This window comes from Deltaproteobacteria bacterium (assembly GCA_022340465.1).
Lineage (GTDB): Bacteria > Desulfobacterota > Desulfobacteria > Desulfobacterales > B30-G6 > JAJDNW01.
Map to the genome: position 1 here is coordinate 16,935 of JAJDNW010000011.1, position 11,650 is coordinate 28,584.

Below are 11,650 nucleotides of genomic sequence, written 5' to 3' on the forward strand. Positions count from 1 at the left end.
GAACAAATAGGATGTTGACATGGATACAAAAAGACTGATTATCGTGGCGGTGGGAGGGCAAGGGAACCTGCTGGCATCGAAGGTACTGGGAGAGGCGGCGCTGCTTTCCGATATTCCGGTCAGGATGAGTGAAATTCACGGAATGGCGCAACGAGGCGGTGTCGTGGAGTCCGCCGTCGTTTTTGGTGATGCCCGAAGCACCATTATATCGGATGGTGAAGCCGACGTACTGGTGGGGTTTGAACCGTCCGAAACCCTGCGTGCCCTCAACAAATGCAATCCTGACACCATTGTCATCACCAATACGGCCCCGCTTCCGCCTTTCACTGTCGGTCTCGGTATCGGCGTCTATCCCGACATGGATGAGCTCAAACGGTTGATCAGGGAAAAAACCGCCAGCCTTATCGCTTTTGACGCTATCAAGCTGGCCAAGGAAGCCGGCAATGTCATGTCCTTGAACATTGTCCTGATGGGGGCTCTCATCCAGACCGGCGTCCTTTCCCTCACGGAGGAAAGCGTGAAAAAAGCGATCGAGACCACCACTAAAAAGGCCTTCGTGGAGACAAACCTGAAAGCGTTCGAACTCGGGTTCGCAGCAGCCGGAAGTGCATAAATCCCGCAGTTGAAACGCTGGGGTAAATACAAGGGTTGTTTCCATCTGACGGCACGTTAGCCGACAGCCTGTATGCAATTTTTTCTAATACCCGAATTTGGATTTTCGCATATAGCAAAGAAGTCGCTGCTCATCATCGACGGAAAAATCCAGATCAAAACGAAGGAGGAAAACGATGCCCTGGAACAAAGAATTTGAGTGCATGCCGGTTGAAAAACTGCAAAAATTTCAATTGGAAAAGTTCAAGGAAACCGTTGAATGGGTTGCCAGGAAAGTCCCCTTCTATAAAAGGAAATTCAAAGAACTGGGCGTCAAACCGGGCGATATCAAGTCACTGGAAGATGCGGCCAAACTCCCATTGACCGTCAAGGAAGACCTGCGCGACAACTACCCCTTTGGATTGTGCGCGGTGCCCCTCAAAGATGTCGTCAGGGTGCACGCCTCCTCCGGTACCACCGGCAAACCGATCACCGGTCCCTATACGCGGGCGGATCTGGACCAGTGGACCGAGTGCATGGTCAGAAATTTCCATGCCGCCGGCGTTCGGCCTGAAGATATGTTGCAAAATGCTTACGGCTACGGACTTTTTACGGGCGGGTTGGGATTCCATCAGGCAGCCACCAAAATGGGGTGCACAACGGTTCCCACCAGCTCCGGGCTGACCGAGAGACAGATTACCCTGATGAAGGATTTCGGGGTAACCGTCCTCTGCTGTACGCCGTCCTATGCGCTCACCATAGCCGAACGGGCCGAAGAGCTGAAGGTGGATATCAAGGCACTGCCGCTGAAGGTCGGCGTCTTCGGAGCCGAGCCCTGGACGGTTCAAATGCGAGACGAGATAGAAGAGCGCATGGGCATCAAGGCCATGGAAGCCTATGGGCTTACCGAACTGGGCGGCCCCGGGGTGGCTTATGACTGCGAGGAGCAAAATGGTCTCCACATCAATGAAGACCACTACCTGGCCGAAGTTGTCGACCCCGCCACCATGGAGCCGCTTCCGCTGGGTGAGAAGGGAGAACTCCTTTTCACGTCACTCCAGCGCCGGGCCATGCCCATGATCCGCTACCGCACCAAGGATATCACCAGCCTCAGCCGGGAAACCTGCTCCTGCGGACGCACCTTCTTGAAAATGGAAAAAATTTCCGGACGCACCGACGACATGCTGATCATCAGCGGTGTCAACGTATTCCCCTCGCAGATTGAATCGCTGCTGCTGGACATCGACGAAGTCGAGCCCCAGTATCGCCTCATCGTCCGCAAAAAAGGATATCTGGATCAACTGGCCGTCCAGGTGGAAGCCAAACCGGAAGTGTACGAAGCCGGAAAGGAAAAACAGCTGGAAGTCGAAGCCAAGATCATGGCCCACATCAAGGGCAACATGGGCATCGGCGTCGAAGTCGACCTGGTCGAACCCAAATTCATCGCGCGCAGCGAGGGCAAGGCCTTGAGGGTCGTGGATGAGAGGCCCAAGCAGCTGCGATAGTAAAGAATCCTGGCCCAGAGGACCAGGTTTCAAATACTGGGAAAAATTTTCATATATTCCCTTGAAACCGCGCTATCGCATGATTGCATAGACAACATCAACCGTTTCCAACATGCCTGATCGAACCGGTTGGGTAAGAAAATTTATTAGGGGGTGTCGAAATGAGCAAAACCCCGAAATTCAATCCCCGGTCGTTTGCCGTTATCGGTGCGGGCCCGGTGGGATCGATCGTCGCCGCCTTTCTGGCACATAACGGCTACGACGTCACCTTGTGCGATATCGTACCGGAACTGGTCAATCCCGCCCTGGATCCCGGCATTATGATCGACGGCGCCGAGAATTTGCAGCAAAAGGTCACGCGCGTCATCACAGCCGTCGATGAATTGGGCCATCATGACCCGGATGTGATTTTCATCACCGTCAAAGCCAATGCCCTGCCCCTGATCGTTTCGGCCATCGAAACCTTTCACCGGGAAGGACGTTATGTTGTCAGCTGGCAGAACGGTATCGACACGGAACGGGAAATCGGATCCACCCTGGGAGGACGGGCGGCCATGCGCGCGGTGGTCAATTACGGCTGCGGGCTCAAGGCGCCCGGGAAAGTGCACATGCCGTTTCACCACCCGCCGCACTTCATCCAGGAACTCGATCCCCGGTCGAAACACGCCGCCGTAGCAGTGGCCGAAGCCCTCACCAAAAGCGGACTCGAGACAGAGCACACCGACCAAATCATCTCCATGGTATGGCGAAAGGCCGTGATGAACGCCTGCATGAACCCCGTGTGTGCCGTAACAGGACTGACCATGGCCCAAAGCATGACCGACCCCATTATTTTCAACCTGGTTGACAACCTGGTCAAGGAGTGCATCAAGATAGCCAGGGCCAATGAGATCAGCCTGGGTTGGGATTTTTATCCCCATGCCATCGAATACATGAGCAATGCAGGCGACCACAAACCCTCCATGCTGATGGACATCGAAAACGGCCGTCGGACCGAAATCGACTATATCAACGGCAAGTTTGTCGAATATGGCCGCCAGGCCGGCATCGAAACCCCGTTCAACATCACCATGCGTTCACTCGTAAAAGGGCTGGAATCGAGACTATGACCAAATTGCGCCCCGTGTACGCCGGAGTCGATGTGGGGGCCTCCCGGACCAAGGTTGCCATACTGAATGCGAAGCGTGAACTCGCGGGTTACTCTATTGAAAAATCGGGAACCGACTTTACGGCCACTGCCGACCGCTGCCTTGAGGCGTCGCTGGAAATGGCCCGGGTTTCCAGGGAGGATGTTTCAAAAGCCGTGTCAACGGGGTACGGCAGAAAAAACGTTTCCTATTCCGACGATAGCAAAACCGAGATCGGATGCCATGCTAAGGGATGTTTTCACTACTACCCCATGGCTATCACGATTATAGATATCGGCGGTCAGGACAACAAAGTCATCAAACTGGATGAAAAAGGCCTGCGGACCGGCTTCAAAATGAACCGTAAATGCGCTGCCGGCACCGGCGCCTTCCTGGAAGAGATGTCTGCACGCCTTGACATCCCTTTGGATGAAATGGACGGTTTGGCCAGGCAGTCGACCGACATGGTGAAACTGGGCAGCTTCTGCACGGTTTTCTCGGCAACCGAGGTCCTCGAAAATATAAGAAACGGTAAAAAGGTTCCGGACATTGTCAAGGGACTTTTCTATTCAGTCATCAAGCGGGTCATCGAAATGGACGCCTTAACCGATAGCGTGGTCATGACCGGCGGTGTCGTGGCCCACAACCCTTTCCTTGTCGCCATGACAGAGGAAATTATCGAAAAAAAAATCCTGGTGCCGGAGCATCCCCAGTTGACCGGAGCCGTGGGGGCGGCGCTTTATGCCATGGCGTAACGAGTCATAAGCCAGAAAACCAGGTATCACCTATAAAAAACCAGTTGGAGAGCCCCATAATGCTTGACGAAAAAAAGCCCGTTATCCGTCGCCTGAAGACATCCAGAGATATGGGCAAGTTCATGGCCGATTACTACTACGAGCTCGACGATGCCGCCAAAACCGGCAACCGAAAAATCGCCTGGTGCACCAGTGTCGGCCCGGCGGAAATCCTGAGGGGGATGGGTTTTTTGACCTACTTCCCGGAGACCCATTCCGCCATGCTGGGGACATCGCGAATGGCCACCGACCTCATTCCCAAAGCCAATGCCATCGGCTACTCGCCGGACATCTGCTCCTATCTCACCGCCGATATCGGTGCCTTTCTGGATGGGGTCACACCGCTTTCAAAAGCGTTCAAGGGGATCGAAAGCGTACCCAGACCGGATGTCCTCGTATTTAACACCAACCAGTGCCGCGACGTTCAGGACTGGTTCAACTGGTACGGCGAGAAATTCAACGTGCCGGTGCTGGGCGTCCATTCCTATGTGGGCGTCAATGACATCACCCCCCCGCTCATCTCCTCCATTGCCAGACAGATGGAGAACATCGTGGAACCGCTCGAGGAAGTCGCCGGAAAAAACCTGGACATGCATGCACTCAAACAGGCGGTCGCCCTGTCCAGGGAATGCTCCGATCTGTGGGCAAAATGCCTCGCCGCTGCCGCGGCCAAACCCTCGCCGCTTACCTTTTTCGACGGCACGACCCTTATGGGGCCGGCGGTTGTCGGCCGGGGCACCCGAAAGGCGGTCGATGCCTACAAACTGCTGCTCGAAGAGCTCCAAGAGCGTGTCAGTCAAGGTGTCGGGGCGCTGGAAGAGGAACACCACCGAATTTACTGGGAAGGCATGCCGGTTTGGGGCCGCCTTGGCATGCACTCCAAGATGTTCGGCGCGTTAAAGGCCAACGTGATCGCTTCGACCTACTGCAGCAGCTGGATTTTTTCGGCCCTGGACCCGGAAGACCCCTTCAACAGCATGGCCCGGGCCTACACGGAGCTGTTCATCGTACGTTCGGATGAATACAAGGAAAGGTACATCAAAGACAAACTCGACTTTTTCAATATCGACGGTATCATCTATCACGATGCCAAGACCTGCCCCAACAACTCCAACTGCCGCTACGGCATGCCCCAGCGGCTGGAGAGGGAAACCGGCATCCCCAGCCTGACCATTAACGGTGATCTCAACGACCTGAGGCTCCTGTCCGATGAACAGATGAAAACCAATGTGGAAGCGTTCATCGAACAACTCGAGGAAAGGAGTTAGGAAGAATGACCGCATGGATGAATCTCGGCCAGCAGTTCAAGATGAATGCCAAAAAATATCCGCAACGGATCGCCATGAAAGACAGGGAGCGCGTGTTCACCTATTCCGAATCCAACCGGCGGGTGAACTGCCTTGCCCACGGACTGATTGAACTCGGGCTTTCCCGGGGGGACAAGGTGGCTGTTTTCATGGAAAACAGCATCGAGATCGTTGAAATCTTCCTGGCAACCGCTAAAACCGGCCTGACCATCGTGCCCATAAACTTCAGACTGGTGGGGCAGGAGGTGGAATACATCGTCAACAACTCCGACGCCAAGGCGTTTTTCGTGGATGCCGAGTTTACCCCCATGGTCGACACCATCAAGGATCGGTTGCATAATATCTCCGGCGACAACTACATCGCCGTGGGTTCCGAGCGTCCCGGTTATAAGGAGTATGAGGCTTTGCTCCAAGGCGCCCCCGAGGATGAACCCGATATCCCTGTCGACTCGCGGGAGAGCTGGATTCTGATCTACACGTCGGGCACCACCGGCAAACCCAAAGGCGTCGTCCGTTCGCACGCATCGCACATCGCTTTCTACCTGATCAACGCAATCGACTACGGGTTTAACGACCACGATATCTGTTTGAACGTCATGCCCCTGTGCCACATCAACTCGACCTTTTTCACGTTCACCTTTCTCTATATCGGTGCATCGGTGTACATCCATCCGGCGCGGTCCTTCAAGCCGGTTGAAATCATGAAGATCATCGAAAAAGAAAAGATAACCTTCATATCGCTGATCCCGACGCACTACAACCTCATTCTGAACATCCCGGAAGAGGACCGCCATTTCGATGTCACTTCGGTGCGCAAACTTCTCTGCTCCTCCGCCCCTGTCCGCAAAGACATGAAGTTGGCCATCATCGACTTCTTCTCCGGGGTGGATCTCTACGAAGCCTACGGATCGACGGAAGCCGGAGGCGTCACCGTCCTCAAACCGGAGGACCAGATGAGAAAGCTGGGATCCATCGGGCAGGAATGCCTGGGCTCCGACGGTGTCAGGCTGCTGGATGAAAATGGAAAGGAGGTCGGCGTGGGTGAGGTCGGGGAACTCTACTCCAGGAGTCCCATGCTTTTCGATGAATACTATAAACTGCCGGAAAAGACGGCGCAATCCTTCAACAACGGATGGTTCAGTGCCGGCGACATGGCCCGCAGGGATGCGGAAGGCTTCTTCGAAATCGTCGATCGCAAGGACAACATGATCATCTCCGGCGGGGAAAACATCTACCCGAGCGAGGTGGAGGAAGTTATCGGCAGCCACGAGTGCGTCTTCGACTGTGCCGTTATCGGACTGCCGGACGACAAGTGGGGGGAAAAAGTGGTCGCCGTGATCGTCCCCAAGGGTACAAAAAAGGAAGAAATATCCGAAGAGATGATCATGGATTGCTGCCGGGAGCAGATGGCCGGCTACAAAAGGCCCAAAAAAATCGTCTTCATAGATGAGGATGACATGCCCCGCACCCCCACGGGCAAGATTCTGCACCGCAAACTGCGTGAAAAATACAAGGATTAATTATTTCGCGGAAACCGATGAAATGATTAATCCTTGAAAAGGGCTTCGCCCTTCAAGCAAAAAATTTAAATGACTATTTGAAAAATAAAACAGGCAGAAACGAAAGCGGAGTTATGGGAGCAAAATTCAAATTAACAACTAGCGGCGACTTGTCTCGACGTAGCTCGAAGAGCGAAGACGTAAGCCGCACACTAATAAAATTTTCCAGCGGCCCACCCGGAAAATTTTATTAAAAAGGGAGGGAACCGACCGATGTTAAAAAACGCGTACATTCCTTATGGAGGATACTACAGCACGCCCTTCTGCCGCTGGCAGGGCAGTCTGGCAAATGAAAATTCGATCGTGCTGGCGGCAGAAACATCCAAACGATGGCTGGCATTCAAAGAATGGGATCCCGGCATGTTCGACTACCTTTACCTGGGAATCACCATCAGCCAGATACACCAGTTCTATGCCGCCCCCTGGGCAGCCGCCCTCATGGGCGCCGGAGAAATCCCGGGAATCGCCCTGGCCCAGGCCTGCACCACCGGAACGACTTGCATCTACCAGGCGGCCGTCGGCGTGGAAACCGGCCTTTACGACAATGTCTACGTCATGACCACGGATCGCACCTCCAACGGTCCCCACACCATCTGGCCCAATCCCAAGGGGCCGGGCGGTGAAGTCATTTCGGAAAACTGGCTCATGGACAATTTCAACAGCGATCCCAATGTGGGCCTACGCATGGTGGAAACCGCCGAGAATGTGGCCAAGGAGGAAGGCTTCACCAAAGAAGCCTGTGACGAGCTTTCTCTCAGGCGCTACGAACAGTATGCCCAGTCGCTGGACAACGACCGTGAATTCCAGAAGCGTTACATGTTCGGTGCGGAAGTCAAGGTGTCCCGCAAAAAAAGCGTCCTGGTGGAAGAGGACGAAGGCATCATGCCCACGACTGCCGAGGGTCTGGCCGCCCTTAAACCGCTGATTCCGGGGGGCGTGCTCAGTTTCGGCGCCCAAACCCATCCCGCCGACGGCAACGCCAGCATGGTCGTCACCACCGAAGGAAAAGCCCGGGAGCTCAGCTGCGACCCTTCCGTTCCGGTTCAGGTCGTTTCCTACGGGTTTTCCAGAGAGCGCAAGGGCTACATGGCGGCCGCGCCCGTCCCCGCCAGCCGCATGGCCCTGAAAAATGCGGGGCTCGGCATCGGCGACATCAACGTGATCAAGACTCACAATCCCTTTATCGTCAACGACATCAATTTCGCCAAACAGTTCGATATCGATGCAAGCACGATGAACAACTACGGCTGCTCCATGATCTACGGCCACCCCCAGGGCTCCACGGCCACCCGCCTGATCGTCGAGGGAATCGAGGAAACCGTGGAAAAGGGCGGCGGCTACCTGCTCTGGGCCGGCTGCGCCGCGGGCGACTGCGGGGCGGCTTTGGTTCTCAAAATAGGATAAAAAATAGCCCTCCATCGGCTCGTTTCGAATCGGTGGAGGGCATTTTTTTGGATTTGCAATCGACGCCGGGTCAACCCGGCTGTTTTTTATTAGTTTATCCAGCGCGGCTTGACAAACTTCCCGTACGGATAGGGTGTCAGCGGCGGATCGGTGAAAATCGGCTGCAATTCACCACCATGCACCTGGTAGTGGACCACAGGAGCACCGGCTTGGGCTCGCAGCACATTGTCCTTGTCCCACTTGATCAGGCCCAGTTCGCCCTCATACCCGTTCTTTTGGATATAGGCGTTCACGGCTTTGAAATCATAGGCATCGCCCACTTTTTCCACCGCATGCGCCCAGGCCTTGACCGCCGTGTAGGCAATCCAGGCACCGGCCGGAACCTGGTGTTTGTAAAGACCAACAAACTTGTCAACCCAGGCTTGAGCGGCGGCGTTGGGGGCCTTGGGGCCGGGCAGTCCGCTGGGCATTTCTCCCACGATGCCGTCGGCCGAGGTCCCCAGCGCGTCCACAACCTCGCGCGGCGTAATCCCCCACCCCAGGCTGATAATGGCATTGGAGGGTTTCTTCAAAAATTGCTGTACGAAGGTGATGTTTTCCTGCCCGCTGGGAATTTCCATGTGAATAATGGCCGGTTTGATCCTGCGAATCTGAGAGAGGATCACCCCCCACTCATTGGTGCCGTAGGGCACGGTTTCGCGTTTGGCGACCTTCCAGCCTTTTTCCTTGAAGCTTTTTTCGAGCGTGTCGCCCACTTCGAGGCCCCAGGAGTCATCGGTATTGATGATGACCACCTTCTGGTTGGGGTACTTGTAGGGTAGCGCCATCAAGGCCCGAAACATGCTCTTGGCCTGTTCGACCCCCACATCGGTGGTCTGATAGATGTTGTAGTACTTTTTGGGGTCTTCTCTGAAGATGTCAACGGCTGCCTGGGAGCCGTCATCCGCAAAAAAGGGTGCATCATATTTGCCGTAGGCGCGCACATCCTGTCCCCAACCCGCCCAGCCGGCATGCACGGAGGCCACCCTTTTCTGACCGCACAGGTAATCGGCCGCCTGCATGACCACTTCGGGCTCGAAGCCTTTGGAATCGAAACGAATTATTTCGATCTGCTTGCCCAGCAATCCGCCCGCCTCGTTGATCTCATCGATGGCCATCTTGATCCCCTTGAAATAATCGGCCCCCGAACCGGCAGCCCAGCCGGTCATGGGAATCGGCACCCCCACCGGGATGGTGTCCGCCGCCATGGCCCCGGGGATGATAAGAAGACACAGTGCCATTGCCAACGTAATCAGCTTGAATCGCTTCATTTTCGCCTCCCTTTTTTGTTAGTTGTTGCACGTCGACCGCCCCGCGGAGCCGTTTGCCGGCAAGCCCCAGGATTGCGGCTTGTTATCAACTGCTCAGAGCGTTGCATTCACACCGGACAGCCCTATCCGATCTCTATGCTTCTCTCGGAACGCTTTAAAAAAAGACCCATGACACCATTGGGGAGGGCCAGCACCAGAACTACCACCAGCGCCCCCATGGTGACCGCCCGGTAGGCGCCCAAAGGCGCCATGAGTTCGCTGCCGGTCACCACCAGGAAGGCTCCCAGGATGGCCCCCGGGAAATGACCCAGCCCGCCTACCAGCATCATGACCATCAGAATGCTGAACAAATCCAGGTCCAACATACGAAACGAAAGCACGCCATAAAAATGGCCGTAAAAGGCCCCGATGATCCCGGTTAAAAATGAGGTCAGGGCAAAGACCATCAGCTTGTACTTAAAGGCACTGACGCCCAGACTCATGGCGAAATCCTGAGAATCCTTGAGTGCCAGGAATGCCGTTCCCCAATAGGATTTGATCGTGAACATAATCGTCAGAGCGCAGGCCAAGGATATCAGCAATGTCAGATAAAAGGTCGGCACCATGTTGGCAGAACTGAACGTATACCCGAATATGTTGATGGGAGGAATGGTCAAAAGCCCCACAGACCCGCCCGAGCCCAGGGCGATGCCGATTTCGCCCCTTAGGGTCGGCTGCAGCGCCATGTGCACCCCGAAGGTCACCAGCGCCACATAGGGCCCGGCCAGTTTGAGGCAGGGAAGTCCCACTAGAACCCCCATGACGGCAGTGAACAGACCGGCGATCAGGATAGCCAAGACCGGCGTGACATGGTGATTGATGGACAGGATACCGGAGCAGTAGGCTCCCATGACGAAAAAGGCCACCTGCCCGAAGGAAAAAATACCGGCGAATCCCATCATGACATCCCAGCAGGAGGCGACCACGGCCCAGATGAGGCACATGATCAAAATGTTCATTATGAATTTGACGTCCCCCACAAAGATGGGCAGAATCGCCATGATCGCGTAGGCCACACCGATGATAATGGCCATGTGTTTCAGACGCATAGGCTACTCACCTTTACCCATAAGGCCCTGGGGCCTGAACACCAGAGTGGCCAGCAGAAGTACGAAAAGGGCGATGATACCGTAGCTCATACCGAAGATCCAGCCCACAAAAGCCTCGAGCATGCCGATAATGAAGGCGGCGTACAGACCGCCGCGAATGGAGCCCATGCCGCCGAAGGCCGTGACCACCCAGGCTTTGACCATGATGGTGCCGCCTGACATGGGGTTGATAAACCATTTTTGGCTCAGGAGAATGCCCCCGAATCCCACCATGACCGTTGAAATTGCAAAGGTCGATGCGAAGATTCTTTCCTTGGGAATACCAACGATTTTGGCACCGACAGGATTTTGGGCCACCGCTTGCACCGCCAATCCGATGCGGGTGTTGTTGAGCACCCACCCGAACAGCAGAACACCGCCTAACGACATGAAAAAAATCATGATATCCTGGTAGGCAAACACCAGTTGACCGATGTCTAGCGTGCCTTCCAGGATCGGTGGCAGTGATTTCATGCGCACGCCGAAAACGACCGTGTATAAGCTGGTTAAAAAAAGCGCCAGGCCAAGGGTCAGCATCATGACCTTGTTTTCCCAATCCTCCCGTTTTCGCAAAGGCGCGATCATGAGCTTTTCCAAGCCATAGCCGACGGCAAACATCAGGGGCATCACGATGATGAATATGACAGGATACCCACCGAACTGGAGGCCGAGTCCGCAAATCAGAATCCAGGCAAAGTACCCCCCCATGTTGAAAAAATCGCCATAGGCGAAATTGAAAGCCTTGGTTACGCCGTAGACCAGCGTCATTCCCACGGCCATCAGGGCGTACACCGATCCCGTAGACAGTCCGGCAATGATGACGTCGGTGATTTCGTAAAACAGCAGTATGGTATCTTCGCTGAACATTGGAAATGGATTCCATCCCTCCGTAACATGTGCAGGCGGTGTCGCCCCCTTATCGCCCT

At 55.0% G+C, this 11,650-nt stretch carries 10 protein-coding genes; 7 read left to right on the forward strand and 3 right to left on the reverse strand.

Annotated elements, in window-relative coordinates:
* Positions 1 to 19: 19 nt before the first annotated feature.
* The 7 genes from LJE94_01835 (at position 20) to LJE94_01865 (ending at position 8,287) form a co-directional block, all read left to right on the forward strand.
* Positions 20 to 613: an indolepyruvate oxidoreductase subunit beta gene (locus LJE94_01835; GenBank protein MCG6908845.1), complete on the forward strand. Its 594-nt coding sequence runs from the start codon at positions 20 to 22 to the stop codon at positions 611 to 613.
* A gap of 175 nt (positions 614 to 788) precedes the next feature.
* Positions 789 to 2,096, forward strand: coding sequence for a phenylacetate--CoA ligase (locus tag LJE94_01840; protein MCG6908846.1), 1,308 nt, complete (start codon positions 789 to 791; stop codon positions 2,094 to 2,096).
* Between the two features lie 161 nt (positions 2,097 to 2,257).
* Positions 2,258 to 3,205, forward strand: a complete 948-nt coding sequence (locus LJE94_01845; GenBank protein ID MCG6908847.1) for a 2-dehydropantoate 2-reductase — start codon at positions 2,258 to 2,260, stop codon at positions 3,203 to 3,205.
* Positions 3,202 to 3,978, forward strand: coding sequence for an acyl-CoA dehydratase activase (locus LJE94_01850; protein MCG6908848.1), 777 nt, complete (start codon positions 3,202 to 3,204; stop codon positions 3,976 to 3,978). The genes LJE94_01845 and LJE94_01850 overlap by 4 nt, the downstream gene beginning before the upstream one ends.
* 59 nt (positions 3,979 to 4,037) lie before the next feature.
* Positions 4,038 to 5,285 (forward strand): 2-hydroxyacyl-CoA dehydratase family protein, encoded by a 1,248-nt coding sequence (locus LJE94_01855; protein ID MCG6908849.1) that lies wholly within the window; start codon positions 4,038 to 4,040, stop codon positions 5,283 to 5,285.
* A gap of 5 nt (positions 5,286 to 5,290) precedes the next feature.
* Complete coding sequence (locus tag LJE94_01860) at positions 5,291 to 6,844, forward strand: AMP-binding protein (protein ID MCG6908850.1); 1,554 nt, start codon at positions 5,291 to 5,293, stop codon at positions 6,842 to 6,844.
* 252 nt (positions 6,845 to 7,096) lie between these two features.
* Positions 7,097 to 8,287 (forward strand): thiolase family protein, encoded by a 1,191-nt coding sequence (locus tag LJE94_01865; GenBank protein ID MCG6908851.1) that lies wholly within the window; start codon positions 7,097 to 7,099, stop codon positions 8,285 to 8,287.
* Between the two features lie 89 nt (positions 8,288 to 8,376).
* On the opposite strand, the gene LJE94_01870 is transcribed toward LJE94_01865, so the two are convergent.
* The 3 genes from LJE94_01870 to LJE94_01880 form a co-directional block, all read right to left on the reverse strand.
* Positions 8,377 to 9,597, reverse strand: coding sequence for an ABC transporter substrate-binding protein (locus LJE94_01870; protein MCG6908852.1), 1,221 nt, complete (start codon positions 9,595 to 9,597; stop codon positions 8,377 to 8,379).
* Positions 9,598 to 9,719: 122 nt separating this feature from the next.
* Positions 9,720 to 10,685: a branched-chain amino acid ABC transporter permease gene (locus LJE94_01875; protein ID MCG6908853.1), complete on the reverse strand. Its 966-nt coding sequence runs from the start codon at positions 10,683 to 10,685 to the stop codon at positions 9,720 to 9,722.
* 3 nt (positions 10,686 to 10,688) lie between these two features.
* Positions 10,689 to 11,591 carry a branched-chain amino acid ABC transporter permease gene (locus LJE94_01880; GenBank protein MCG6908854.1) on the reverse strand — a complete coding sequence of 301 codons (903 nt, stop codon included), beginning with the start codon at positions 11,589 to 11,591 and terminating at the stop codon, positions 10,689 to 10,691.
* Between the last annotated feature and the right edge of the window lie 59 nt (positions 11,592 to 11,650).

Coding starts and splice junctions, on each gene's coding strand:
- LJE94_01835 (MCG6908845.1), top strand. CDS start 20: ATGGATACAAAAAGACTGATTATCGTGGCGGTGGGAGGGCAAGGGAAC.
- LJE94_01840 (MCG6908846.1), top strand. CDS start 789: ATGCCCTGGAACAAAGAATTTGAGTGCATGCCGGTTGAAAAACTGCAA.
- LJE94_01845 (MCG6908847.1), top strand. CDS start 2,258: ATGAGCAAAACCCCGAAATTCAATCCCCGGTCGTTTGCCGTTATCGGT.
- LJE94_01850 (MCG6908848.1), top strand. CDS start 3,202: ATGACCAAATTGCGCCCCGTGTACGCCGGAGTCGATGTGGGGGCCTCC.
- LJE94_01855 (MCG6908849.1), top strand. CDS start 4,038: ATGCTTGACGAAAAAAAGCCCGTTATCCGTCGCCTGAAGACATCCAGA.
- LJE94_01860 (MCG6908850.1), top strand. CDS start 5,291: ATGACCGCATGGATGAATCTCGGCCAGCAGTTCAAGATGAATGCCAAA.
- LJE94_01865 (MCG6908851.1), top strand. CDS start 7,097: ATGTTAAAAAACGCGTACATTCCTTATGGAGGATACTACAGCACGCCC.
- LJE94_01870 (MCG6908852.1), bottom strand. CDS start 9,597: ATGAAGCGATTCAAGCTGATTACGTTGGCAATGGCACTGTGTCTTCTT.
- LJE94_01875 (MCG6908853.1), bottom strand. CDS start 10,685: ATGCGTCTGAAACACATGGCCATTATCATCGGTGTGGCCTACGCGATC.
- LJE94_01880 (MCG6908854.1), bottom strand. CDS start 11,591: ATGTTCAGCGAAGATACCATACTGCTGTTTTACGAAATCACCGACGTC.